Origin of the sequence: Stenotrophomonas sp. Y6, assembly GCF_022436665.1 — a bacterium.
GTDB lineage: Bacteria > Pseudomonadota > Gammaproteobacteria > Xanthomonadales > Xanthomonadaceae > Stenotrophomonas > Stenotrophomonas acidaminiphila_A.
Window position 1 is genome coordinate 327622 of sequence record NZ_JAKUKB010000004.1, and the last position, 25763, is coordinate 353384.

General features: G+C 70.9%; 21 protein-coding genes. 4 read left to right on the forward strand and 17 right to left on the reverse strand.

Annotation, left to right across the window (positions count from 1 at the left end):
- Nucleotides 1–130 precede the first annotated feature (130 nt).
- Together MKP15_RS07240 and MKP15_RS07245 are read left to right on the forward strand one after the other, a co-directional pair.
- Nucleotides 131–775, forward strand: a complete 645-nt coding sequence (locus MKP15_RS07240; RefSeq protein ID WP_240212248.1) for an OmpW family outer membrane protein — start codon at nucleotides 131–133, stop codon at nucleotides 773–775.
- Between the two features lie 134 nt (nucleotides 776–909).
- The gene (locus MKP15_RS07245; RefSeq protein WP_240212249.1) at nucleotides 910–1737 is read left to right on the forward strand and encodes a S1/P1 nuclease; all 828 of its coding nucleotides are present in this window, start codon (nucleotides 910–912) and stop codon (nucleotides 1735–1737) included.
- A 434-nt stretch (nucleotides 1738–2171) separates the two neighbouring features.
- Here MKP15_RS07245 and MKP15_RS07250 read toward each other — a convergent pair whose 3' ends face one another.
- From MKP15_RS07250 to MKP15_RS07260, 3 genes are read right to left on the reverse strand one after another with little or no spacing between them, the layout of a single operon-like run.
- A complete protein-coding gene (locus tag MKP15_RS07250) occupies nucleotides 2172–2756 on the reverse strand; it encodes a hypothetical protein (RefSeq protein WP_161615031.1) in 585 nt (194 codons plus the stop codon).
- Nucleotides 2757–2764: 8 nt separating this feature from the next.
- Nucleotides 2765–4027 (reverse strand): TonB family protein, encoded by a 1263-nt coding sequence (locus MKP15_RS07255; RefSeq protein WP_240212250.1) that lies wholly within the window; start codon nucleotides 4025–4027, stop codon nucleotides 2765–2767.
- A complete protein-coding gene (locus MKP15_RS07260; RefSeq protein ID WP_240212311.1) occupies nucleotides 4014–4385 on the reverse strand; it encodes a BlaI/MecI/CopY family transcriptional regulator in 372 nt (123 codons plus the stop codon). The genes MKP15_RS07255 and MKP15_RS07260 overlap by 14 nt, the downstream gene beginning before the upstream one ends.
- 121 nt (nucleotides 4386–4506) lie before the next feature.
- On the opposite strand from MKP15_RS07260, the gene MKP15_RS07265 reads away from it, so the two are divergent.
- Nucleotides 4507–6462: an acetyl-CoA hydrolase/transferase C-terminal domain-containing protein gene (locus tag MKP15_RS07265; protein WP_240212251.1), complete on the forward strand. Its 1956-nt coding sequence runs from the start codon at nucleotides 4507–4509 to the stop codon at nucleotides 6460–6462.
- Nucleotides 6463–6850: 388 nt separating this feature from the next.
- Here the strand turns inward: MKP15_RS07265 and MKP15_RS07270 are convergent, their stop codons facing one another.
- The 14 genes from MKP15_RS07270 to MKP15_RS07335 all read right to left on the reverse strand — a co-directional run bounded on the left by MKP15_RS07270 (nucleotide 6851) and on the right by MKP15_RS07335 (nucleotide 23069).
- Nucleotides 6851–7231 carry a VOC family protein gene (locus MKP15_RS07270; RefSeq protein WP_240212252.1) on the reverse strand — a complete coding sequence of 127 codons (381 nt, stop codon included), beginning with the start codon at nucleotides 7229–7231 and terminating at the stop codon, nucleotides 6851–6853.
- A gap of 219 nt (nucleotides 7232–7450) precedes the next feature.
- Nucleotides 7451–9457 (reverse strand): transketolase, encoded by a 2007-nt coding sequence (gene tkt, locus MKP15_RS07275; protein WP_240212253.1) that lies wholly within the window; start codon nucleotides 9455–9457, stop codon nucleotides 7451–7453.
- A 214-nt stretch (nucleotides 9458–9671) separates the two neighbouring features.
- Nucleotides 9672–10961 carry a dicarboxylate/amino acid:cation symporter gene (locus tag MKP15_RS07280; RefSeq protein ID WP_345778722.1) on the reverse strand — a complete coding sequence of 430 codons (1290 nt, stop codon included), beginning with the start codon at nucleotides 10959–10961 and terminating at the stop codon, nucleotides 9672–9674.
- Nucleotides 10962–11164: 203 nt separating this feature from the next.
- Entirely contained in the window at nucleotides 11165–12859 is a 1695-nt protein-coding gene (locus tag MKP15_RS07285) for a BatD family protein (RefSeq protein ID WP_240212255.1), read from the reverse strand.
- Nucleotides 12856–14613 (reverse strand): VWA domain-containing protein, encoded by a 1758-nt coding sequence (locus MKP15_RS07290; RefSeq protein WP_240212256.1) that lies wholly within the window; start codon nucleotides 14611–14613, stop codon nucleotides 12856–12858. Before MKP15_RS07290 ends, MKP15_RS07285 begins: the two co-directional genes overlap by 4 nt.
- The gene (locus MKP15_RS07295; protein WP_240212257.1) at nucleotides 14610–15605 is read right to left on the reverse strand and encodes a VWA domain-containing protein; all 996 of its coding nucleotides are present in this window, start codon (nucleotides 15603–15605) and stop codon (nucleotides 14610–14612) included. The genes MKP15_RS07290 and MKP15_RS07295 overlap by 4 nt, the downstream gene beginning before the upstream one ends.
- Nucleotides 15605–16060, reverse strand: coding sequence for a DUF4381 domain-containing protein (locus tag MKP15_RS07300; protein WP_240212258.1), 456 nt, complete (start codon nucleotides 16058–16060; stop codon nucleotides 15605–15607). Before MKP15_RS07300 ends, MKP15_RS07295 begins: the two co-directional genes overlap by 1 nt.
- Nucleotides 16057–16890, reverse strand: coding sequence for a DUF58 domain-containing protein (locus MKP15_RS07305; RefSeq protein WP_240212259.1), 834 nt, complete (start codon nucleotides 16888–16890; stop codon nucleotides 16057–16059). Before MKP15_RS07305 ends, MKP15_RS07300 begins: the two co-directional genes overlap by 4 nt.
- A gap of 158 nt (nucleotides 16891–17048) precedes the next feature.
- A complete protein-coding gene (locus tag MKP15_RS07310) occupies nucleotides 17049–18059 on the reverse strand; it encodes a MoxR family ATPase (protein WP_240212260.1) in 1011 nt (336 codons plus the stop codon).
- Between the two features lie 114 nt (nucleotides 18060–18173).
- Complete coding sequence (locus MKP15_RS07315) at nucleotides 18174–20063, reverse strand: type IV pilus secretin PilQ family protein (protein WP_240212261.1); 1890 nt, start codon at nucleotides 20061–20063, stop codon at nucleotides 18174–18176.
- 21 nt (nucleotides 20064–20084) lie between these two features.
- On the reverse strand, nucleotides 20085–20621 hold the full coding sequence (locus MKP15_RS07320) for a pilus assembly protein PilP (protein ID WP_240212262.1): 537 nt from the start codon (nucleotides 20619–20621) through the stop codon (nucleotides 20085–20087).
- Nucleotides 20621–21298, reverse strand: coding sequence for a type 4a pilus biogenesis protein PilO (gene pilO / locus MKP15_RS07325; protein ID WP_240212263.1), 678 nt, complete (start codon nucleotides 21296–21298; stop codon nucleotides 20621–20623). The genes MKP15_RS07320 and pilO overlap by 1 nt, the downstream gene beginning before the upstream one ends.
- A complete protein-coding gene (locus MKP15_RS07330) occupies nucleotides 21295–22011 on the reverse strand; it encodes a PilN domain-containing protein (protein WP_240212264.1) in 717 nt (238 codons plus the stop codon). Before MKP15_RS07330 ends, pilO begins: the two co-directional genes overlap by 4 nt.
- Nucleotides 22011–23069, reverse strand: a complete 1059-nt coding sequence (locus MKP15_RS07335) for a pilus assembly protein PilM (RefSeq protein ID WP_104940255.1) — start codon at nucleotides 23067–23069, stop codon at nucleotides 22011–22013. Before MKP15_RS07335 ends, MKP15_RS07330 begins: the two co-directional genes overlap by 1 nt.
- Nucleotides 23070–23287: 218 nt before the next feature.
- On the opposite strand from MKP15_RS07335, the gene MKP15_RS07340 reads away from it, so the two are divergent.
- A complete protein-coding gene (locus MKP15_RS07340) occupies nucleotides 23288–25711 on the forward strand; it encodes a penicillin-binding protein 1A (protein ID WP_240212265.1) in 2424 nt (807 codons plus the stop codon).
- Nucleotides 25712–25763: the final 52 nt, after the last annotated feature.

Sequence of the window (25763 nt, forward strand, 5' to 3'; positions counted from 1 at the left end):
GCACCGGTGCGCGGCAGCACGCATCGTGAACGCGCCATGAGCGCGGACACGGGTTTGATCCGGATCAAGGCGGGCATGCGCCGCCGCGCGGAGACTGGCGCCATCCTCACCAAGCAAATGGAAACGCACCATGCGCAAGACCCCCGCCCTGCTGCTGTCCGGCCTCGCCGCCGCCCTGGCCCTGTCCGCCGCCCCCGCCATGGCGCAGTCCAAGGGCGACTGGACCCTGGGCGTCGGCGTCCACAACGTCGATCCGAAGTCCAACGCCGGCGACCTCAACGGCTCGGCCCTGGGCCTGGGCGCGCTGCCGACCAAGGTCGACAGCAGCGTGCGCCCGACCGTGACGTTCGAGTACTTCGTGGCCAACAACGTCGGCGTTGAAGTGCTGGCCGCGCTGCCGTTCCAGCACGACATCAGCATCGACGGCGTCGGCACCGTGGGCCGCACCAAGCAGCTGCCGCCGGTGGTCTCGCTGCAGTACCACTTCGCCAACAGCAGCAAGGTCACCCCGTTCGTCGGCCTGGGCGTGAACTACACCAAGTTCTTCAGCACCGACAGCAAGGGCGCGCTGACCGGCACCCGGCTCAAGCTGGAAGACTCGTGGGGCCTGGCCGCGCATGCCGGCCTGGACTTCGCGCTGACCAAGAAGGACGCGCTGCGCGTCGACCTGCGCTGGGCCGACATCGACACCAAGGTCAAGGTCAACGGCAACAAGCTCGGCACCGCCAACATCGACCCGCTGGTGTACGGCGTGGCCTACGTCCGCTCGTTCTGATCCCGCCCTCCCCCGGTACCGAGGGGGAAGGACGTTCCCAGGGCCTGTTCATGGCCCGCCGCGAGCCAAGCGCGGTGGGGTCGTGGACAGGCCCGCCACTTTCGGCACACGTCCGCCGCCGATGCGCCGCTAGAATGCGGCGGATGAAAATCCGCGCCCGCATTCCCCTGCTTTTCTCCGGCGTCGCCCTGGCCGCCTGCTCCCTGGTCTCCACACCCGCCTTCGCCTGGGGCGCGCAGGGCCACCGCCTGGTCGCGCGCATCGCCGAAACCCGCCTGGACCCGGCCGCGGCAGCGGAAGTGCAGCGCCTGCTCGCCACCGAGCCCGGCGCCACCCTGGCCAGCATCGCACCGTGGGCCGACCAGCTGCGGGCAGGCGACCCGGACCTGGGCAAGCGCTCGGCCGGCTGGCACTACATCAACATGGCCGAGGACGGCTGCACCTACGATCCGCCCAAACACTGCCGCGACGGCGACTGCGTGGTCGAGGCTCTGAAGGCGCAGAGCGCACGCCTGGCCGACCGCAGCCTCAGCGACGCCGAGCGCCTGCAGGCGCTCAAGTTCGTCGTGCACCTGGCCGGCGACCTGCACCAGCCGATGCACGCCGGCTACGGCCACGACAAGGGCGGCAACACCTACCAGCTGCAGTTCAACGAGCGCGGCACCAACCTGCACTCGCTGTGGGACAGCGGCATGTTCTACGCCCTGCAGCTGGACGACGAGCACTACCTGCAGCGCCTGCAGGCACTGCCCGCGCCGACGGACGTCGGCGCACCGCAGCTGCAGCGCGATGCCACCGGCTGGGCCGAACAGAGCTGCGCCATCGCCACCCGCCCGGGCATCTACCCCAGCAACCGCAAGGTCGGCGACGCCTACGCCTCCACCTGGCGCCCGGTGGCCGAGGCGCAGCTGCGCCTGGCCGGCGAGCGGCTGGCGGCGCTGTTGAACGAACTGCTGGATTAAGGCGCCACAGCCACATGGAGCGGCCTGCGGTGCGGCGTGTCGTGAGAGCCGTGCCGGGCAAGCCCGGCACCTACGGGGGCCGCCGCAGTCGCCTTTCGTAGATGCGGGGCTTGCCCCGCATTGGGGTCCGCCGGGAACGCGTGTGCCGGGCGAGCCCGGCACCTACAGGAGACGCCGCAGCCGCCTTCCGGGGATGCGGGACTTACCCCGCATTGGGGGCGTCGGGAAAGCGCGTGCCGGGCAAGCCCGGCACCTACGGGGCCGCCGCAGCCGCCTTTCGTCGATGCGGGGCTTGCCCCGCATTGGGGGCGTCGGGAAAGCGTGTGCCGGGCGAGCCCGGCACCTACGGGGGCCGCCGCAGCCGCCTTTCGTCGATGGGGGGGGTTGCCCGCAGGGCGGGGGCCGGGAAAGCGTGTGCCGGGCGAGCCCGGCACCTACGGCTGCGGCGGCTGGCCCAGCCGCACGCGCGCCTGCCCCTGCACGATCTCGAAGGTGAACGCATAGGGCAGCGTCACCGGCACCGCCTCCACCTGCGCCGCGCCGGTGCAGTCGTCCGGCGCAACCGGCGCCGTGCCGGGGGCGAAACCGCAGATCGCCGCGGGCGCGAAGCGCCATTGCCGCACGGCATCGTCGGCGGCCTGCAGCAGATGGCCATTCTCCGCGTCGTTGCCGGCGCCGCACTGGCTGTGCGTCAACAGCGGGAAACTCCGCTGCACCTGCCCATGCGCATCAAGGACGACATTCAGGCACACCGTCACCGGCGGCACTGATCGCCGCGCTGGCATATCGGGCAGTTCCGGCAATGGCGCATGCAGCGGCCGGGGCATGCGGAACACCTCGCGCCCGGACAGCGTGTACGGCTGCACGTCCCCGGCCTGCCCGCCCGCCGGCTCCGGCAGCAGCAGGCGCTGGCCGATGCTGTAGCTGCTGTCCGCCACGTCTTCGCTGGCGGCCGGTCGCGTCGCGCAACCGGCCAGGGCCAGCAGCACCGATCCCGCCGACACGACGCCGACACGCATGCACCACATCACTGCACGCCTCCCTTGCCGGCTGCGCGGCCCGCGCCCCGGTCGAAAAGAACCGGAACGCGCACCGTGCCGGCCACCGGCTTGCCGTCCTTGCGGACCGGCAGGAATCGCCATCCGCGCGCGGCTTCCACCGCCGCTTCGTCGAGGTCGGCGTGCCCCGAACCACGTTCGATCCTGACGTCGGTGGCGGTGCCGTCGGCCGCCACGTCGATCTGCAGCAGCAGCCTGCCGGCATGCGTGCCTGGCGGATAGCGCGGAGGCGACCGGCGGGCGAACGCGATGTTGTCGGCCGGGACCCCGGTCGGTTCCGTGTCACCGCGCGGCGGTGCCGCCAACGCAGGCGCGGCGCTTGTGGCGAGCGCGTCGCTCGGCGCCGGTTGTGCGGCCCAGGCCGCAAAACCCAGCGCAAGGGACACCCCCGCCGCCAACAGCAGCATGCCGAACCATTGTCCCTTGCCGGGTACCGGACGCTTCAACATGGCGATGCGCTCCTTGAGCGGATGGCGGTCCTGCCAGTGGCAGCCCAGCGGCAACGACGACAGCGCCAGCCCGGTCTTGAGCATGGCGTTGCCATAGCTGCGGCGCGCGCCGTCGCTGCGCGCGATGACACGTTCGTCGCAGGAAAACTCCTGGTCCTCGCGGCAGCGACGCAGCGCCAGCGGCAGCAGCGGGTTGAACCAATACACGCACTGCAGGGCCGCCAGCAGCGCATTGACGGCGATGTCGCCGCGACGCAGGTGCACCTGCTCGTGCAGCAACACCAGCCGCTGCTCCTGCGCGGTGTAGCGGCGTTCGAAATCCGCCGGCAGCACGATGCGCGGCGGCCACAGGCCGAGCACGGCGGGCAGCCCGGCCGTTGCCTGCGCCTGCCACAGGCCATCGTCGCGTCGGCGCAGCGTCCCCAACCCACGGACGAACCGCCGTTGCTGGCGCAGCAATCCGGCCATCGCCAGCAGCGCGCCGGCCAGCCAGGCGCCGCCCAGCGTCGAGGTCCAGGGCAGCGACAGCGTCGATGAATGCTCCAGGACGGTGCGGGCGGCCGGCAGCACCGCGTCGATAGCGTGCACCGGCAGTACCGCCACGCGCGGTGCCGGCAGCAGCACGGCAACCATGGCCACCGGTACCGCCAGCCACAGCAGGTAGGCCGCGCTGGCGCCCAGCCGGCGCCGCACCATGCCACGCAGCGCCAGCACCGCCACCATCGCCACGCTGCCGGCCAGCGCGGTGGCCAGTAAGGCCCGCAACCCTTCAAGACTGATCATCGTCGAGCTCCTCCAGCAGCCTGCGCAGTTCGGCCACGTCGTCGCGGCTCAATTTCCGGTGCTGGCTGAAATGCGCCACCAGCGGCGCCACGCGCCCGTCGAACAGGCGCTCGAGCAGGCTGCTGCTTTCCTCCAGCAGCCACGCCTCGCGCGCCACCTGCGGTGCATACAGATAGCGCCGCCCCTCTTTCGTCGCGCTGATCGCGCCCTTGTTGAGCAGGCGGTTGAGCAGGGTCTTGACGGTGGCCTCGGCCCAGCCGTTGCGACCGCCCAGGCGGGCGACCACGTCCTCGGCGGAAAGCGGGTGCGACTCCCACAGGGCCTCCATCACCACCGCTTCGGCCTCGCTGATCCGAATCATCGTTTACGCCTGTAATTTTTATCGATTACACGAGTAAACGCATGCCCTGTCAAGCAGGCCGACCACGGGTTCATCGCGCCGATGCTGTAATGCGGCTCCCCCCTGACGGCGCCCCGCCATGCCCCACCAAGTGACCGACCCCGATGCCGCCGCGGCGTGGTTGCTGGCCCGCGTCGAAGGGCCGCTGCGCATCGCCGCGCCGCTGGCGCTGGGCAAGCCGCACCGACTGCTCAACGCACTCTACGCGCGCGTCGGGGTGGACCCGTCGCGCCCATTGCAGCTGTACACCGCGCTCTCGCTCGATCCGCCGCATGCCGCCGGCGACGGACTGGAGGCACGCTTCCTGCGCCCGTTCGTGGCGCGTCATTTCGGCGCGGACTTCCCGCGCCTGGCCTATGCACGCGACATGGCGCGTGATGCGCTGCCCGCGCATGTGCAGGTGGAAGAGTTCTACATGCAGTCCGGGGCGCTGCTGGGTTCATCGCAGGCACAACGTGCCTACACCAGCCTCAACTACACCCACGTCGCCGCCGCCCTGGCCCAGCGCGCACCGCATGCCATCGTGCAGAAGGTCGCGCGGCGCGAGGGCAGCACCCGGCTGTCGCTGTCGTGCAACAACGATCTCACCCAGGACACGATCGACGCGGTCATCGCGCGTGGCCTGCCGCGTCCGCTGCTGATCGCCGAGATCGACCCCGAGCTGCCCTGGCTGGGCGGCAGCGCCACGGTCGACGCGGCGTTCTTCGACCTGGTGCTGACCCCGCCCGGGCCCTACCCGAAACTGTTCGGCCTGCCGCGGCAGCCGGTCAACGATGCCGAGTACGCCATCGGCCTGTATGCCAGCACGCTGGTGCGCGACGGCGGCACCCTGCAGATCGGCATCGGCGCGCTGGCCGACGCGCTCAGTCACGCGCTGGTGCTGCGCCACACCGACAACGCCCGCTACCGACGGGTGCTGCACGCGCTCGATCCGACGCTGGCGGAGCATCCGCTGGTGCGCGAGATCGGCGGGCTGGAGCCGTTCGAAACCGGCCTGTACGGGTGCAGCGAGATGCTCAACGAGGGCTTCCGCAAGCTGGTGCAGAGCGGCGTGATCCGGCGCAAGGTGCACGACGACCTGGCGCTGATGCAGCGCATGGCCAACGGCAGCGCCTACACCGCCGACCACGCCCGGCTGGCCGAGGAAGGCGAGTATCTCCACGGCGCGTTCTATCTGGGCTCGCCGGAGTTTTACGACTGGCTGCGGCACCTGCCCGCCGACGCATGCCGGGCCATCGGCATGCGCCGCATCAGCGAGATCAACCAGCTCTATGGCGGCGACGAAACCCTGCAGCGGCTGCAGCGCCGACAGGCGCGCTTCTTCAACTCCTGCATGATGGCCACCGCGCTCGGCGCGGCGGTGTCCGATGCGCTGGAGGATGGCCGCGTGGTGTCCGGTGTCGGCGGCCAGTACAACTTCGTGGCCATGGCGCACGCGCTGCCCGATGCGCGCAGTGTGTTGATGTTCCGCGCCGTGCGCGATGATGCGGGGATTGCCCGGTGCAACGTGCGCTGGAACTACGGCCACACCACCATCCCGCGGCACCTGCGCGACATTTTCATCAACGAGTACGGCATCGCCGACCTGCGCGGCATCACCGACGAGGACTGCGTGGTCGCGATGGCCGGCATCACCGACGCCGCCTTCCAGGCGCCCCTGCTGCAACAGGCGAAGCGGGCGAAGAAGCTGGCGGCCGGTTTCGTCGCGCCCGCGCACTGGCAGCGCAATCGCGCCGCTGTCCTGTCCGCGGCGCTGGCGCCGTTCCGCCGCGACGGCAGCCTGCCCGACTACCCGCTGGGCAGCGATTTCACCCCGGTCGAGCAGGACCTGCTGCGCGCCCTGCAGTGGTTGAAGGGCAACACCGGCAGCACCGGTGGCAAGCTGCGCACCGTGCTTGCGGCCCTGCGCCAGCGACGCGGCGACAACGATGCCATGTACCTGCAGCGCATGGGACTTGAGCGGCCGGACGGTCCGGCCAGCTGGCTGGACACGCGCCTGCTGCGGCTGGCGCTGGCGCGCACCGCACGGGCCTGACCACCGCGCATCGCGCTCAGGCATCCGCGGCGGTCGTTGGGTGCCGCGGGGATGTTCACCCGCTTGCCAGACGGATCACGTACGACGAACCGGCGCATGTCCCGGGGTTCGCGCGACGGCGCTTGTTCAAGGGCGATGCCGGTGGCACGGGTGCCGCGCAGCGCCTCGTCCAGGTCATCGGTTTGCACCGGCGCCCCCGATCCGCCTTCGATGGCGAAGCTCTGCCGCGTGGCCATGCGCGATGCCGCCGCCCAGGTGCGGATCCAGCCGTGGTCCATGACCGGCCCCCGCACTGGAACCGCGCGGCAGCACGCGTCGGCGGCGTCCAGCGGAGCACTGCGCAGGTGGCGACGCCAGGGGCCGCCTGCCTCGGCTTGTCCGCGACGCGCTACTGCCCCGCCGGCGGCTCCCACAGTTCGACCTTGTTGCCCTCCGGGTCGATGACCCAGCCGAACTTGCCCTGCTCGGAGACTTCGGTCCTGTCGACGACATCGCAGCCCTCGGCACGCAACGCCGGCAGCAGCGCGTCCAGGTCGGCGACGCGGAAGTTGACCATGAAGGAAGCCGTGCCTGGCGCCATATAGGCCGTGTCGGCCGCGAACGGGCTCCAGATCGTCATGCCCGGCGCACTGCCCTCGCCGCCCCACGGGAAGACCGCACCGTTCCAGTCCCCGACATCGAGCCCGAGGTGGTCGCGGTACCAGGCTGCCAGCGCGGCCGGGTCCCTGGCCTTGAAGAAGATGCCGCCGATACCGGTCACGCGCTTCATGGTGCTTCTCCGGAGGCCACCCGCGACGGGGCGCACGCGCCGATGCTCGCATGCCGGTGGCGCCGCATCCAGGGGGCTCCCGACAACGCCGCGCGACCATCGCACCCACGTGCTGACCCAGGCGGCGGCGAAGTACGGGGCCACCGCCGCACGGGGTGGCGCGCAAAAGAAAAGGCCGGGAAATCCCGGCCTTTTCTCACTGCCCGGCGATGCGACGCATCAGTGCGCCAGCTGCGCCCGGGCCGCGGCGACCACCGCCTCGGTGGTGATGCCGAAGTGCTGGTACAGCTTGTCGGCCGGGGCCGAGGCACCGAAGCTGTCCAGCCCGACCACCGCGCCATCCAGGCCCACGTACTGGCGCCAGAAACCGGTGACGCCGGCTTCCACCGCCACGCGTGCGCGCACCGCGTGCGGCAGCACCGACTCGCGGTAGGCCGCGTCCTGGCGGTCGAACACGTTGGTCGACGGCATCGACACCACGCGGGTCTTGATGCCGGCCGCGTCCAGCTCGGCCTTGGCGGCCATGGCCAGGCCCACTTCCGAGCCGGTGCCGATCAGGATCACGTCCGGCGTGCCGGCGGCATCGGCCAGCACGTAGCCGCCGCGTTCGATCAGCTTGACCTGCTCGGCGCTGCGCGGCTGCGGGGCCAGGTTCTGGCGGCTGAAGATCAGGCAGCTGGGGTTGTCACGGCGCACGATCGCCGCCTTCCAGCTCACCGCCGATTCAGTGGCGTCGCACGGGCGCCAGACGTCGTTGTTGGGGATGTAGCGCAACGAGGCGATGTGCTCGACCGGCTGGTGGGTCGGGCCGTCCTCGCCGAGGCCGATCGAGTCGTGGGTGAACACGTGGATGACCTGCGCCGGGATCAGCGCGCTCATGCGCAGCGCGTTGCGGGCGTAGTCGCTGAACACCAGGAAGGTGGCGTCGAACGGCAGGAAGCCGCCGTGCAGCGCCAGGCCGTTGGCGATCGCGCTCATGCCGAACTCACGCACGCCGTAGTGCACGTAGTTGGCCTGCGGGTCCTCGCCGACCACGGTATGCGCGCCCTTCCACAGGGTCAGGTTGGAGCCGGCCAGGTCGGCCGAGCCGCCGACGATTTCCGGCAGCAGCGGCGCGAACGCCTGGATCGCGTTCTGCGAGGCCTTGCGCGAGGCGATGGTCGGCGCCTCGGCCTGCACCTGGGCGATGTAGGCATCGGCGCGGGCGATGAAGTCGGCCGGCAGCTCGCCATGCGAGCGGCGGGTCAGCTCCTCGGCCTCGGCCGGGAACTGCGCCGCGTACTTGTCGAACAGCTGCTCCCATTCGGCCTGGCGCAGGGTGCCGGTGCCGCCCGCGCGCCAGCCGGCGTAGATCTCCTCGGGAATCTCGAACGGGCCATACGGCCAGTCCAGCGCCTTGCGGGTGGCGTCCAGCTCGTCCTTGCCCAGCGGCGCGCCGTGGCTGGATTCCTGGCCGGCCTTGTTCGGCGAACCAAACCCGATGGTGGTCTTGCAGCAGATCAGGGTCGGCCTGTCGAACTGCGACAGCGCCGCGTCGATGCCCGCCTTGATGCTCTCCGGGTCGTGGCCGTCGACGCCACGCACCACGTTCCAGCCGTAGGACTCGAAGCGCGCCGGGGTGTCGTCGGTGAACCAGCCTTCCACTTCGCCGTCGATGGAGATGTTGTTGTCGTCCCAGAAGCAGACCAGCTTGCCCAGGCCCCAGGTGCCGGCCAGCGAGGCGGCTTCGTGCGAGATGCCTTCCATCAGGCAGCCGTCGCCCATGAACACCCAGGTGCGGTGGTCGACGACTTCGAATTCCGGGCGGTTGTAGCGCTGCGCCAGCAGCTTTTCGGCGAGCGCGAAGCCCACGGCATTGGCGAAGCCCTGGCCCAGCGGGCCGGTGGTGGTTTCCACGCCCGGGGTTTCATGGCGCTCCGGGTGGCCGGCGGTCCTGCTGCCGAGCTGGCGGAAGGCCTTGAGCTGCTCGATCGGCAGGTCGTAGCCGCTCAGGTGCAGCAGCGCGTACTGCAGCATCGAGCCGTGGCCGTTGGACAGCACGAAGCGGTCGCGGTTGAACCACTTCGGGTTGTTCGGGTTGTGCCGGAGGTAGTCGTTCCAGAGCACTTCGGCGATGTCGGCCATGCCCATCGGCATGCCGGGGTGGCCGGAGTTGGCGGCTTGCACCGCATCGGCGGCGAGGAAACGGATGGCGTTCGCCAACTGGCGGCGGGTGGGCTGCGTCATGGTTCGTCGGGTCGGGAGGCTCCCGCGGAGCTGCGGGCGGCCTATTGTCCCACAGAGCACCGAGCAGGTCAGGCCGGCGGCGGCACGGCGCGGGGCACGCGCAAGGCCCCGGGCGGCATGCCGGTGCCGGCGGCGGGCGCCGGCTTGCGGCAGGCGGGGAAAAACGCGAAGGCCGCCCTTGGGCGGCCTTCGTGGCATCCGTTTCGCCGGCGGCTCAGTGGCGGCCGGCGTTGTCCGCCACTTCCGGCACTTCCTCGTCGGTCACGCCACTGCGGTGCGAGACCACCACCGCGGTGGCGAGGTCGCCGGTGACGTTGAGCGAGGTGCGGCACATGTCCAGGAAGGTGTTGACGCCCAGGATGATGCCGATGCCCTCGGGCTTGATGCCGATGATGCCGCAGATCATCGCGATCACCGGCAGCGAACCGGACGGGATGCCGGCGGTACCGATGCCGCCGAGGATGCACAGCAGCAGTACCATCAGCTGCTGCGGCATGCCCAGGTGCAGGCCGTAGACCTGCGCCAGGAACAGCACGGTGATGCCTTCGAACAGCGCGGTGCCGTGGTGGTTGGCGGAGGCGCCGACGGTCAGCACGAAGCGCGAGACCTTGCGCGGCAGCTTCAGGTTCTCCTCGGCCACGCGCAGGGTCACCGGCAGCGTGGCCGACGAGGAGGCGGTGGCGAAGGCGGTCAGCGTGGCTTCCTGGGTGCCGCGGAAGAAGCTGCGCGCCGACATGCCGCCCAGCAGCCGTACCCACAGCGGCAGCACGATGAAGCCATGGATGGCGATCGCCAGCAGCACGGTCACCACGAACCACATCAGGCTCTGGATCACGTCCCAGCCGAGCCGCGCGGTCAGGTTGAACATGAAGGCCGCCACCGCGAACGGCGCCAGCTTGATGAACATGCCGATCAGGTGCATGCACACCTCGAACAGGCCCTGCACGGCGTTCTTGAACGCGGTGGTGCCCGCGGTCGGCTTCATCACCAGGCCGATGCCGATCATCAGCGCGAAGAACACGATGCCCAGCTTCTTGCTGTCGTCGCCCATCGCGTTGACGATGTTGTGCGGCACGATGTTGACCAGCAGGTCCATCAGCCGCAGTTCGTTGCCCTTGCTGACGATCTCACCGGTCTTGGCGCTGCTCATGGCCTGTTCGACCAGGGCCGGCTCCATGTGCGTGCCGGGCTGCAGCAGGTTGACGCACAACAGGCCGATGCCGACCGCCAGCGCGGTCACCACCGCGGTGTAGTTCAGGGTTTTCCAGCCCAGCCGGCCCAGCGAGGCGATGTCGCCCAGCTCGGCCACGCCCAGCACCAGCGCCGAGAACATCAGCGGCACCACCAGCATGAACAGCAGGTTGAGGAAGATCTGCCCGAACGGCTGGGTGACGTAATCGATGGTGGTGTTCACCCACGCCGCATCGGCGGAAGTGGCGTGCGCCACCAGGCCCACGATGGTGCCCAACATGAACCCCAGCAGCACTTTGATGTGCAACGGCATGGAGGGCTTGCTTGACGCGTGGGCGTGGGGCATGCGGCGGTACTCGCGGGCGAAAGATCGCGTAGCTTAACAAAAGCTGCACAGCCGCCAACCCTGCCATTTGGCCCGGTCCCGGGGGTACCGGGACGAGGCGTCGGGGCGCCTCCGCAGCCGTCCCGGCGGCGTCCCGGCGCCGGCGCCACGGCCGCGATCCGCCCGACCGATCAGCCGGCTCCCTGCCCCGGATAGAGCGGCGGCAGCGGTGATGGCGGGGCATCGGCCCGCGCCCGCCATGCCGGCCCGTTGGCGAACGCGGCGCGCAGCGCGGTGCGTGCCGCGGACCCGCTGCCACCGGCCCAGCGGGCGCGGCGCAGGGCTTCCAGTGCCTCGCGTTGTGCCGCGCTGTCCAGGCGCGCGGCCAGCACATCCAGGTCGACGACCGGCGGCCGGGCAAGGCCGCGCAGCGCCTGCTCGACGTCATCCAGGTCGCCGGTGTCCAGCGCGCGCCTGAAATCGGCCAGCGAATGCGTGCCCACGCCGGCATCGCCCTGCCCGCTGTCGCCTGGCCTCCGCGGGCCCTGGCTGGGCGGCGGGCGCCGCCGGGTCAGTGCCCAGACCAGGGTCAGCAGCCACAGCAGCGCGAACCCCGCCGCCAGCAGCGGCCACGGCGACGCGCGCAGCAGCCGGGCGCCGGCCACCGCGATGGCACGCTCGCCGGTGGGCGCCGGCGGCGCGACCGTGGCGGCAGGCGCATCCGGCGCCGGCACCGCGGCTGCCGCGCCGGTCCCCGGCGCCACCTCCAGGCCCAAGTCGGGCAGTGCCGCGGTTCTGGCCTCGGCGGCGCCCACGTCCCACCAGCCCAGGCGCAGGCCCGGTACCTGCAGCGGGCCCGGCCGCTGCGGCACGATGGAGTAGCGCCGCGTCAGCTTCAGCCGCGGGCTCCCGCCATCGAAGGTTTCGTCGTACTGCGGCGGCTCGGCGAACACCTGCGCGGCGTCGCCCAGGGCCGGCACCGGCAATTCCGGGAACTGCGCACGCGTCGCGCCGACCGCGGTGGCCTCCACCTGCAGCGTGAACGCCTGCCCGACCTGCGCCGACTGCGGCGCGGCGGTGTAGCGCAGGCGCAGGTCCTTCAATGGCAGCCACGGCTGCGGTGCGGCATCGGGCACCGCGCGCACCTGCAGGGTCTGGTCGGCCGCGCGGGCACTGAGCGCGCCGGTACCACGGCCAAGCAGATCGTCGAACAGGCCGCCGGCGCCGCGACCGCTGAAGCGCGCGCCCTGCAGCCGCAGCGGGCCGCTGCGTTCGGGAATCAGCAGGAAGCGCCGCTCGACCACGTTGTAGCGGCGGCCACCGACGTCATGCGACGAGGTGCGGTCCTCGCCGACCCGCTGCAACGAGGCCGAAGCCGGCGTGGCCAGGTCCAGCTCGCCGGACGCCAGCTGGGTCGCGAAGAACAGCCGGACCACCACGCCCACGCTCTGCTGCACGTACGGCTGTGGATCGTCGACCTCGGTTTCCACGAAGGCCACCGCGTCGCCGGCGCCGGCCACCGGGGCGGGATCGACCCGCAGTTGCAGCGGCGCCGTCCGCGCCGCGCCGACGCGCAGGGCCGGCACCTGCAGCGCGCCGCTGCGCCGTGGCGTAAGCACCACGCCGAACAGCGCGGCAGTGCTGACGCTGCCATTGGCCAGCCGCGTCTGCCGGCCGCTGGTACGCCCGCCCAACGCGAAATCGGCCTGCAGCGGCGCGTAGTCCGGTGCCGCGCCGGGCTGGTCGGTCTCGATGTTGAGGGTGACCACGTCGCCTTCGCCGATGCGGTCACGGTCCAGCCATGCGCGGGTCTGCGCCTGCACGCTGGCGGCGCAGGCCAGCAACACCCACAACCCCACCTTCAGGAGAACGCTTCGCCGCTTCATTGCCCTTCCCGCCTGCGCCGCTCGTATTCGAGCTGGAACTTCGCCTTCAACAGATCGCCCGGCGCATCGGGCACGCGCTGCATCCATGCCTCGATCGCCTGCCGTCGCTCGCGCTCCTCCGGGCTCATCGCCGCCTGCGCCGCGCGCTTTCCGGGGTCGCCGTCGCCGCCCGTCTGCCGGCGCAGCGCCTCGGCCACGCGCTCGCGCTGGGCCCGGTCGGCCTGCTGCTGGCCGCGGGCATCTTCCGCCTGCGGCGCCTTCGGCGCCGTATCGGCCGCGGCCTGGCCCTGTCCCGGCCGCGGCGGCGCGTGCTTCGGCTGCGACGGTGCCTGCGATGGCGGCGGCTGCGACTTGCCGTCCTGCGACTGGCCATCCTGTGACTGGCCGGGCGATGACTTGCCCTGCTGCGTATCGGGTGTGTTCTGCTGGCCGCCCCCCTGCGGGCCTGGCGGTGGCTTGCGCCTGCGCGCGGCATCGACCGCGGCGCGGTTGGCCTTTGCGTCGTCCATGCCCGGCCGCAGTGCCAATGCGCGGTCGTAGGCGGCGATCGCCTCGTCGTAGCGACCCTGCCGCGCCAGCGCGTTGCCCAGGTTGTACCAGCCCTGTTCGCTGTCGACACCCTCGAAGCGGCGCTGGGCGGTGGCGAAATCGCCCTTGCGGTACGCCTCGACGCCTTCGGCCAGGCGCTGGTGCTGGCGCTGGTCCGGGCGCTGCCACCAGCCGCCGGGTTCGGCCGCATGTGCCGGCATGGCCAGCGGCAGCCACAGGCACAGCGCCAGCGCCGCCAACGCCTGCCGGCGCCGCCGGAACGCCAACAGCGCGACCAGCAGCAGCGGCGGCAGCAGCCAGTAGCCTTCGTCCTGCCAGGCGGTGTCGGTGCGGCCGGCACGCTCGCCGGCGGCGGCCTGCGGCTGCAGCACCGCCAGCGCCTGCAGGTCGGCGTCGCCGGCGGAAAGCCGCGCGTAGCGACCGCCGCCGGCGAGCGCCAGCGCACGCAACGACGGTTCGTCCAGCCGGGCATGGCCGATGCGTCCCTCGCGGTCGCGATAGGCAGCCCCCGCTGGCGTACCCAGCCCCAGCGCCGATACCGGGTAGCCGGCCGCGCGCAGGCGTGCGGCTTCGGCGGCGGCGCCGGCATCGGCGCGGTCGCTCACCAGCAGGACCGCGCCGTCGCGCGCACCGGCCTGGCGCAGCAGGCTGCCGGCCCATTCCAGCGCCTTGCCGGCGTCCTGCCCGTCCACCGGCATGACCTCCGGCGCCAGTGCGTCGAGGAACAGCGCGACGTTGGCCGCGTCATCGGTCAATGGCGCCACGGTGAACGGCTCGTCGGCATACGCGACCAGCGCCACTTCGCCACCGCGGCGCTCGCGCAGCAGCAGCGCCAGCTTCGCGCGCACCTGCAGCAGGCGGCTCGGCGGCAGGTCGGCCGCGCCGGTATGGCTGGACAGGTCCAGCACCACGACCAACGGCGTCTTCGATTCCCACAGCGGCTGCTCCACCTGGCGCCAGCTCGGCCCGGCCAGGGCCAGCACCGCCAGCAACAGGGCGACCGGTACGGCCAGCCATCTGCCGCGGGCGCGGCGGCCGCCATCCGCCAGCAGGTGCGGCAGCAGGTGCGCGTCCACCACGCTGCGCCAATCGCCACGCCGGCGCCGCCGGTACCAGCCGCCCAGCAACACGGCCGGCAGCAGCAGCAGCAGCGCCCACAGCCAATCCGGGCGGATGAAATGCAGGCTGTTCCAGAACGCGATCACCGGCGCCGCTCCGGCCAGGCCAGCGCCAGCAGGCCCAGCAGCAGGGCCGCCGCCAACGGCCACGCATACCGTTCCAGGCGCGGACGCAGCGCCGGTCCGGCGCTGCGCACCGGCTCCAGGCGATCCAGTTCGGCATAGATGCCGACCAGCTCGCCGGTATCGCGCGCGCGGAAGAAGCGCCCGCCGGTGTCCCGGGCAATGCGCGCCAGCGTGTCCTCGTCGATCGGGTCCTCCGCGCCCGGCAGCCGCATGCCGAACAGCGATACCCCGCCGTTGCCGCCGAACGCGATGGTATGCACGCGCACGCCCTCGGCCCTGGCCAGCTCGGCCGCCTTCAGCGGGTCGATTACGCCGGCGGTGTTGACGCCGTCGGTGAGCAGGATCAGCACGCGTTGGCCTTCGGGTTGCCCGCGCAACCGCTTGACCGCCAGCGCGATGGCATCGCCCAGCGCGGTCTCGCGCCCGGCCAGCCCGACCACGCTGTCGCGCAGCTGTTCGCGCACGCTGGCGCGGTCGCGGGTCAGCGGGGTCAGCGCGTAGGCGCGCTGGCCGAACACCAGCAGGCCTATGCTGTCGCCCTCGCGGCGGTCGAGGAAGTCGGCCAGTACCGCCTTGGCGGCCGTGAGCCGGTCCACCACGCGGCCGCCGAGCAGCATGTCGCCCTCGCTCATGCTGCCGGACAGGTCCACGGCCAGCATCATCTGCCGCGTCTGCCGCGGCGGTTCGACCGCATCCCCCAGTTGCTGCGGTCGCGCGGCGGCCGCGCACAGGCACAGCCACGCCAGCCACAGCAGCAGGGTGCGCGGCCACGGCCCGTGCCGGTGCGCCGCCGTTGCCTGCAACCGCGCCGGCGGCCAGGGCACCCGCAGCGCCGGCCCATTGCCGGCCGGCCGTGGCCACAAAGCCATCAGCAGCGGCAGCGGCACCGCCAGCCACAGCCAAGGCCAGGCGAACTCCGGCAGGCCGCCCAGCAGCGCGTGCAGGCGCTCCATCACCGGCGCCGCTCCATCAGGTCGACGAAACGCCCGCGCGCCAGCGCGCAGGCGCGCGCGGCCTGGGGCTCGTCGACCTGGCGGCGGAAGCCGCCGTCGAGCAGCAGTCGACCCTCGCCCTGGCTGAAATCGCGGCGCGCCGGCCCGTCGAGGAACCGCAGCCAGTCCTCGCCCTGCAACAGCGCGGCCGACGGGTCGCAGCGACGTGCCGCGCGCCGCAGCAGGTCCGAGGCACGGCCGACGCGCGCGGCCGGAGCGGATGCCGCCGCCAGCGCCGCATCGAACAGCGATTGCCAGCGCAGCCGCCGGTGCCGGCGACGCAGCCGCAGTGCCACGAACACGGCAAGCCCGAGCAGCAGGACGCCCAGCAGCAGCCACCAGCCTGGCGCCGGCGGCCACACGCCGGGCGCGGCCGGCAGGTGCACGTCGCGCAGCGGCAGCGTGGTGGCGATCACCGGCCACTCCGCGCCGCGGCAGGCGCCAGCCAGGCGTCGCTGGCGTCGTCCGATGCCAGCACCTGCACCTGGATCCTGCGCCCGGGCAATGACCGGCACAGCGCTTCCACCGGGGCGACGAACGCCGCGTGCCAGGCATCGCGCGTCGCGCCGGTGGCCAGGTCCAGCTCCATGCGCGCGCCCGGCGCCAGCACCGGCAACATGCAGTGGGGCGGCCGCATCTCCAGCGGATCGACCAGCAGCAGCAGGCGTACGTCCACGTGCATCGACAGCGCCGACCAGGTGGCCGGGGCCACGGCAAGGGCGCTGCCCGGGTCGGCCAGCACCAGCACCCGCGCGCCCGGGTGCAGCAGGCGCGCCGCACGCTCGAGTGCCGGCTGCAGGCCTGCGTCATCCACAGCCGGCGCGCCGTACCAGCGCACCAGCGCATCGAGTACGCGCAGGACCCCGCGCATGCCCCCGGCCGGCGGCACCAGCGCGGCCCCTCCGCCCGCGCACAGCGCCGCCACGCGGTCGCCGTCGCGCAATGCCGACCAGGCCGCGACCGCGCCGGCGCGCGCGGCCTGCACCGACTTGAACCGCACCCGGGTGCCGAAGTACAGCGCCGGTGCGGTATCGGCCACCAGCAGGGTCAGCCGTTCGCGCTCGGCCTGGAAGGTCTTGGTGTGGGTGAAGCCGGTGCGCGCACTGAGTTTCCAGTCGATGTGGCGGGCATCGTCGCCGGCCACGTATTCGCGCGACTCGGCATATTCCATGCCGCGCCCACGCTGCGCGGAGAGCGCGCGCGCGGACGCGCCGCGCCGGCCGCGACGCGGGCCACGCGCCGGCATCGCCGCACGCCGCAGCGCGATCAGCTCGGCCAGCGAAGGGGCGATGCCCTCGGACGCAGGGAGCCGGGAACCGGGGGCCGCGACGGCGTCTCCGCCAGCGGCCGACCGGGCGGGCGATACCGCCGTCGGTTTGTCCCCGTTCCCCGCAACCGGCTTGATCACGGCAACGGTACGCGGTCGAGCAGCGCCGCGACCAGGCGCTCGCCGTCCCAGCCCTCGGCGGCCGCCTCATAGCTGGGCAGGACCCGGTGGCGCAACACGTCCGGCGCCACCGCACGCACGTCGTCCGGGGTCACGTAGTCGCGCCCGGCCAGCCACGCCTTGGCCCGCGCGCAGCGCTCCAGGGCAATGGACCCGCGCGGACTGGCCCCCCAGGCGATGCGGCGGGCCAGCGAGACGTCGTAGGCCGAGGCGTCGCGCGAGGCCAGCACCAGCTCCACCAGATAGCGTTCCAGCTGCGGCGCCATGTGCAGTTCCAGCACCGCCCGTCGTGCCTGTTCGACCTGTTCCAGCGAGAGCTTCCGCACCTGCACTGGCGTCGCATCCATCTCGCGCAGCGCGCGCTCGCGGGCCAGCCGCAGGATGTCGACCTCCGCCGCGGCATCGGGATAGCCGATGCGCACGTGCATCAGGAAACGGTCCAGCTGCGCCTCGGGCAGCGGGAACGTGCCTTCCTGTTCGATCGGGTTCTGGGTGGCCATGACCAGGAACACCGGCGGCAACGGATAGGTCGTCCGCCCTACCGTCACCTGGCGCTCGCCCATCGCTTCCAGCAGCGCCGACTGCACCTTGGCCGGCGCGCGGTTGATCTCGTCGGCCAGCAGGATCGGATGGAACACCGGGCCCGGCTGGAACTCGAAGCGGCCTTCCTGCGGGCGCCAGATGTCGGTGCCGGTCAGGTCGGCCGGCAGCAGGTCGGGAGTGAACTGGATACGCGCGAAGCGCGCGTCGATGCGCGCGGCCAGCGCGCGGATCGCGGTGGTCTTGGCCAGCCCGGGCGCGCCTTCCACCAGCAGGTGGCCATCGGCCAGCAACGCGACCAACAGGCGTTCGACCAGGACCGACTGGCCGACGATCTCGCCGGCCAGGGCGTCGCGCAGGGCGATGAAAGCGGCATGCAGGGCGGCGGCGTCGGCCGGCGGCGGGGGCAGGTGCGGGGTGTGGTCCATAGGCGCAGTTTGACCGATCCACGCAGGAATGGTTCACCGGCACGCCGGTGGCCGGAGAGCAAACGAAGAGGCCGCCCTGCGGCGGCCTCCCGTGCTCTTGCGGATGGACCCGGTTCAGTGCGGCTTGGCGACGCGCAGGATCTTCGGCGTCACGAACACCAGCAGCTCGGCCTTGTCCTTGGCGCGGCCGCGCTTCTTGAACAGATTGCCCAGGAACGGCACGTCGCCCAGGAACGGCACCTTGGCCACGCTGCTGCGGTCGTTGAACTCGTACACGCCGCCGATCACCACCGTCTGGCCATCGTCCACCAGCACCGCGGTATTGATCTCGCGGCGGTTGATGATCGGCACGGTGCCGAAGTCGGTCACGTCAAGGAATCGGTCGATCTCGTCCTTCTTCACATTCATGTTGAGGAACACGCGGTTGTCCTGGGTGATGGTCGGGGTGACCTTCAGTTCCAGCAGCGCTTCCTTGAACTGCACGTTGGCCGTGGGCGCACCGCCGGCACCACCACCGCCGGAGATGGTGACGTAGCCGATCTCCTTGCCCTGCTTGATCACGCCTTCGCGCTGGTTGGCGGTGACGATGCGCGGATTGGAGACCACCTCGCCGCGGCCCTCCTCCTGCATCGCCGACAACTCGACGTCCAGGGCGAAGTTGGCACCCAGCAGGGTATAGGCGATCGCGCCGGCCGGGCTTTCGGTATAGCTCTTCGCGGGCAGATTCACGTTTAGCCCTTCGTTGCTCACTATGCCGTTGTTGATGATGCTGCTGTTGCCGCCCAGCGAACCGCTGATGGCCTGGGTGCGGTCACCGATGCGACGCCCCTGGATGCCGAACTTGGCGCCCAGGTCTCGTGCGAAGGTGTCCGAGGCGATGACGATGCGGCCTTCGATCAGCACCTGGTCGACCGGCCGGTCGATCACCGCGATCAGTTCGCGCATCTGCGCGATCTTCTTCGGGATGTCGCTGATCATCAGCGTGTTGGTGCGCTCGTCGGCGACGATCATGCCGCGCTTGGACAGGAAGCCGTTCTCGTGCTGCGAGCCGCCGCCGGTGCCACCACCGCCGGCGCCGGCGTTGCCGATGCCCTTGGCTTCGGTCAGGGCTTTGAAGATCGCCTCGGCGCTGTGGTAGTTGATCTGGATGTAATCGGTGGCCAGGTTCTCGCGCTCTTCGATCGCGATGCGGGCGTCCTCCTTGTCCTGCTCGAACTTGGCCAGCTCCGGCTGCGGCGCCACCCAGATCACCCCGCCGTCGCGGCGCTTGTCCAGGCCCTTGGCGCGCAGGACGATGTCCAGCGCCTGGTCCCACGGCACGTTGACCAGGCGCAGGGTCACGTTGCCCTGCACGGTGTCCGAAGCGACCACGTTGAGGTTGGATTCCTCGGCGATCAGCTGCAGCACGGTGCGTACCGGCACGTCCTGGAAGTTGAACGTCACCGGGCGGCCGCTGTAGCCGCGCGCGGCCACGGTGGCCGCGGCCTGGGCCACGGTCTGCGCCGTCACCGCACCGGTCGCCGACGGCGCCTGGCGTGGCGAGATCTCCACCACGTACTCGTTGCCGGACTGGTAGGCCAGCGACTCGAACGCCCCCTGGGTGCTCAGCACCAGCTGCGAGCCATGGCCCGACGGGCGGGCGTCGATGCGTTGCACCGGCGTGGCGAAATCGACCACGTTCAGCGGCCGCTGCAGCGCGGCCGGCAGGGTCGCATTGCCCATGTCGACCACGATGTCATTGCCCTGGGTCCTCAGGTCCGGGCTGGCGCCCTGGCCGTCGAACTGCAGGATCAGGCGGCCGGCGCCGTCATCGCCGCGCTTGAAGTCGACCTTGGTGACCGCGACGGTAGCCGCGGGCTGTGCGGCGGCCGGCGGAGCGAGGTCGGCGGCGAAGGCCACCAACGGAGAGCCGCAGGCCAGTGCCAGCGCAACTCCCAGTGCGCGGGCATGGACCATCGCATGGCGCCGGGCGGGACGCAGGCTCAGGGCTTTGGAAAAAGTCATCGTGCTATCCCCAATAATCATTCATCGATCGTCAAGCGCCAGCGAGGCCGGGCGTTCCAGCCAGCCGCCAGCACCATCGGGCACCAGTTCAATCAGCTCAATGCCGTCCTCGCGCACACTGGTGACGCGGCCATCGCTCTGCCCCAGGTACACCCCCGGACGGACGCGGTAGGTCACCTTGTCCGGCCCCATCACCAGCGCGACCATGGCCGCGCCCTTGCCGATCGTCCCGACCATGTCCAGGCTGTCGAGCGGGAAGGCCTCCAGCGGCTCCTTGCGCCGGTTTGGGTCCGGGCGCAGGGCGCTGTTGCCGTCGGCGCTGGCCCAGGCATCGCTGAACGGATCGCGCAGCCCCTGTGCGGAGTATTCGAAGGTCTCGAACTGCTGCATCACCGGCAGCGGCTCCAGTGGCGTGGCCGGGCGCGCACGTACGTCCGCCACCCACTTCTCGAGATTGGGCGCGTCGCCCGGGGTGCTGGTGATGCCGCGCGAACAGCCGCTCGCGGCCACCACCAGCAGCACCGCGCAGAGCGCCCGGATGCGGAGGGAACCTTTCATCACTTGCCCCCCTTCTTGCGCGCCGCTTCTTCGTCGGCGGCCTTCTTTTCCTGGTCCGCCAGCTCGTTGTCGTCCAGGTAGCGGTAGGTCTTGACCGTGCCCGACAGCTCCAGCGCACCGCTGCGTGCGGAAATGCCGGCCTTGGGATCCTTCGGCTTCAGGTTGATGTCGTGCATGGTCAGGATCACCACGCGCGGCAGCGAGGCCACGCCGCTGACGAAGGCGCCGAACTGGTGGTAGCTGCCCACCAGGCGCAGCGCGATCGGCTTCTCCGCGTAGAACTCCTTGAGCTGCTCGTCGCCCGGCTTGAACAGTTCGTTGTTCAGCCCGCTGGACAGCGCGGTCTGCGACACATCGATGATCAGGTCGGGCATCTCGGTCTTGCTCGGCAGCTGGCGCAGCATCTGCTGCAGCACCTGCTCCATCTGCACGAGCTGCTGCTTGAGCGGCTCGAGGTTGACCGCGCGCTGCTGCTCCTTCTCGAAGCTGGCGCGCAGTTCCACTTCCCTGGCTTCCAGCCCTTCCAGCTCCTCGGCCGTGCCGCGGATCACCAGCAGGTAGGACAGGCCCAGGATCAGCAGCGCCAGCAGCGCGCAGAACACCAGTTTGGGACCCTGCGGCCAGTTGCCGATGTTGTTGAGGTCCAGGTTGTTGAAACTGCTCTTCTTCTGGCTCACGGGCGGGCCTCCTTCTGCGCCGTGTCGGCCGCCGGGGCCGGCGCGGCGGGGGCCGGCGCTGCCGGGTCGGCGGCCGCTGCCGGCGTGGCGGCGGGCGCTGCGGCGGCGGCGGCATCCGGCACCGCGTTACCCTGCGCCGCGTTCTCACCCGGCGCCGGCAGTTTCACCTTCAGGGTAAAGACGTACGGCAGCGACTTGATGTCCACCGCCGAGCCCGACGCCTCCTGCGCCTTGGCCTCGATCACCGACAGCTCCGGATTGGACATCCAGCCCGAGCTTTCCAGGTTGCGCATGTAGGTACTGACCCGCGCGTTGGACTGGGTGCGGCCTTCCAGCGTCAGCGTCTCGCCTTCCTGCTTGAGCGCGGTCAGCACCACGCCATCGGGAATGGTGCGCACCAGCGCGTCGAACAGGTGCACCATCTGCGAGCGCTTGCCCTGCAGTTCCTCGATGACCTGCTTGCGGTCGAGCAGACGCTTCTTCTGGCTGTCGAGCCGGTCGATCTCCTTGTTCTGCTCCTTGACCTTGGCGATCTCAGCCTCGAGGTAGGCATTGCGCTCGTTCTGGCCGCTGACCTGGCCGTCGTAGTAGAAGTACAGCAGCAGCGACATCAGCACGCCGGCGACGGCGGCCAGGCCGAGCATGGTGTAGAACTCGCGCTGGCGCTGTTTGCGCCGTTCGGCGCGCCATGGCAATAGATTGATGCGTGCCATCAGTCGAACCCCCGCAGGGCCAGGCCGGTGGCGATCATCAGCGCCGGGGCGTCCTGGGCAAGCGCATGCGCCTGCACCTTCTGCCCCAGCGTCATCTGCGCCAGCGGATTGGCCACCGACGTACTCACTCCCAGCTGTTCCTCGACCATCACCGGCAGCCCCGGCAGCGACGCGCAGCCGCCGGCCAGCACGATGTGGTCGACGCGATTGAACTCGCTGCCGGCATAGAAGAACTGCAGCAGGCGGCCGATCTGCTGGACCGTGGCCTCCTTGAACGGCTCCAGCACTTCCACCTCGTAGCTCTCGGGCAACCCGCCCTGGCGCTTGGCCAGCCCGGCTTCCTCGTAGCTCAGGCCGTAGCGGCGCATCACCTCGTCGGTGAGCTGCTTGCCGCCGAACACCTGTTCGCGGCTGTACAGGCTGCGACCGCCACGCAGGACGTTGAGCGTGGTCATGGTGGCGCCGATGTCCACCAGCGCGACGACACCGTCGCTGGCCACCGGCAGCTCGCTGGCCACCAGCGCGAAGGCGTTCTCGATGGCGAACGCTTCCACGTCCATGACCTTGGCCACCAGCCCGCCGAGCTCCAGCGCCGACTGGCGCAGTTCGACGTTCTCCGAGCGCGAGGCCGCCAGCAGCACCTGGACCATTTCCGGGTTGTTGGGCACCGGCCCGAGCACCTCGAAGTCCAGGCTCACTTCCTCGATCGGGTACGGGATGTAGTTCACCGCCTCCAGCTCGACCTGGGCTTCCATGTCGGCCTCGTCCAGGTCCGCCGGCATCGGGATCACCTTGGTGATCACCGCCGAGCCGGCGACCGCGGCGGCCGCGCCCTTGGCGCGGGTTCCCGAGCGGGCCACCGCACGGCGTATGGCTTCGCCAACCGCCTCGACCTCGACGATGTTCTTTTCCACCACCGCATTGGGCGGAAGCGGTTCCACGGCGTAGTGTTCCACGCGAAAACGATTGCCGCTGCGGGCAAGCTGAAGCAGCTTCACCGCAGTCGAGCTGATGTCAACACCGATGATCGGTGGTTGACTCTTTGGGATAAGCCCCACGGTTTCTCCCCTGCCGACGGGCACTTGGACGCACTTGTTGCGCCCGCGCATTAATAATGAATTTCTGGTGATTGGCAACCGCTCCGCGCGCAGGCCGAGAAATCCGTCACGCCATCAGAGCCATCCCCGACCCCCATCTCCCCAGGGGACGGCCCCAGCCGTTCCCCCGCGTACTCTATACTCTGCGGCCACGAAATCCGCAATCGGGATCCTGCTTGATGCCCCGTTTCCGTCGCTGGCTGCGCTGGCTGCTGGCACTGTGCGTTGCCCTTGCCCTGGTCGGCGCCATCGCCGCGGGCGCCCTCTATTACGTGGTTTCCTCGAAGCTGCCCGACGTGCAGGCCCTGCGCGAGGTGGAGCTGCAGGAGCCGATGTACGTCCATGCCAGCGACGGCAAGCTGATGGCCGTGTTCGGCGAGACCCGGCGCTATCCGGTCGAGATGAAGGACGTGCCCGAGCGCCTGAAGCAGGCGTTCCTGGCCACCGAGGACGCGCGCTTCTATGAACATGGCGGAGTCGACTACAAGGGCATCGCCCGCGCGGTCTGGCTGCTGGCCACCACCAGCGACAGGCGCGTGCCGGGTGGCTCGACCATCACCCAGCAGGTGGCCCGCCAGTTCTTCCTCAGTTCCGAGTACAGCTACACCCGCAAGCTGGCCGAGATCCTGCTCGCGCGCAGGATCGAGAGCGAGCTGAGCAAGGACGAGATCTTCGAGCTGTACCTGAACAAGAGTTTCTTCGGCAACCGCGCCTATGGCATCGGCGCCGCCGCCGAGTACTACTACGGCAAGAAGCTGGGCGAACTGGACCTGGACGAGATGGCCTCGCTGGCCGGCATTCCCAAGTTCCCGTCCAGCGGCAACCCGATCAGCAATCCCGAGCGCGCCCGCCAGCGCCGCGACAACTACGTGCTGCAGCGCATGGCCGACCTGGGCTTCATCAGCCAGGCCGAGGCCGACGCGGCCAAGGCGGTGCCGATGCATGCCAGCCCGCACGAACCGCCGATCGAGGTCAACGCGCCCTACGTGGCGGAAATGGTCCGCCAGGAAATGATCGCCCTGCATGGCGGCGACGTGCTCAACAAGGGCTACCGGGTCACCACCACCATCGACAGCCAGGCGCAGGAAGCGGCCAACATCGCCGTCCGCGATGGTCTGCTGCTGTACGACCACCGTCACGGCTGGCGCGGCCCGGAACAGCATTTCGACGTCGCCGCGGATGCCGATGCCGCCGCGCTGGCGCGCCACCTCGCCGCGATCCCCGCGCAGTCCGGGCTGCTGCCGGCGATCGTGTCGGCGGTCCACGCCGATGGCGGCATCAGCGTGGTGCTGGCCGACCGCACCGAACTGGTCCTGCCGGTGGCCGCCAGCCGCTGGACCACACGCGCGCCGGCCAAGCTGGCCGCGCGCGGCGACGTCATCCGCGTGCGTGCCGGCGACAAGGAGGGCGAGTGGCTGATCGAACAGCTGCCGCTCGGCCAGGCCGCGCTGGTCTCGCTCGACGCCGGCAACGGCGCCCTGCGTGCCCTGGTCGGCGGCTTCAGCTTCGCCGGCAACAAGTTCAACCGCGCCACCCAGGCCCGGCGCCAGCCCGGCTCCAGCTTCAAGCCGTTCCTGTACGCGGCCGCGTTCGACAAGGGCTTCAACCCGGCCTCGATCGTGCTCGACGCGCCGGTGGTGTTCCGCGACCGCCGCGGCAAGACCTGGGAGCCGAAGAACGACGGCGGCGGCTTCCGCGGGCCGATGCGCCTGCGCGAGGCACTGGTGCAGTCGCGCAACCTGGTGTCGGTCCGCCTGCTGGACAGCATCGGCGTGGATTTCGCACGCAAGTACATCAGCGAGTTCGGCTTCCAGGAAGCCGAATTGCCGCCGAACCTGTCCATGTCGCTGGGCACCGCCTCGCTGACGCCGCTGTCGGTCGCGCGCGGCTATGCGGTGTTCGCCAACGGCGGCTCGCGGGTCGACACCTGGACCATCGACGAGGTCAAGGACCGCGACGGCAACGTGGTGTTCAAGGCCAATCCGGCGCTGGCCTGCCGCGGCTGCGCCGCCGCCGCCGGTGGCACGGCGCCGGCCAGCCAGGTGGTGGACGGCTTCAACTTCGGTGCCGAAGCCGCGCCCGCACCGGCCAGCGCCGATGCCGGCACCGGCACCCAGGCCGAACCGGTGGCGCCCAATCCCGACGCCCGCACCGCGCCGCGCGCGATCGACGAGCGCACCGCCTACCAGTTGGTGTCGATGATGCGCGACGTGGTCCAGCGCGGCACCGGGACCGCGGCCAAGGTGCTGGGGCGTGAGGACGTGGGCGGCAAGACCGGCTCGACCAACGACCACCGCGATGCGTGGTTCTCCGGCTTCGGTGGCCCCCTGGCCACCACGGTGTGGGTCGGCCGCGACGACTTCCGCTCGCTGGGCTACCGCGAGTACGGTGGCCGCGCCGCGCTGCCGATCTGGATCGACTACATGCGCGTAGCGCTGAAGGATGCGCCGATCGCACGCAACGACCCGCCCTCGGGCATGGTCCAGGCGACCCTCAACGGCGCCACCGAATGGATCAAGGTCGAGGACCTGGACCGGATGCAGGAATTCGATTTCGACCAGCACGACCCGCAGGCCGACGACGCCGCGTTCGATATCTTCTGACCCACCCCGGAAAGGCGGCGGGCCGCCTTTCCGCACCGGCCCGCGATCCGGC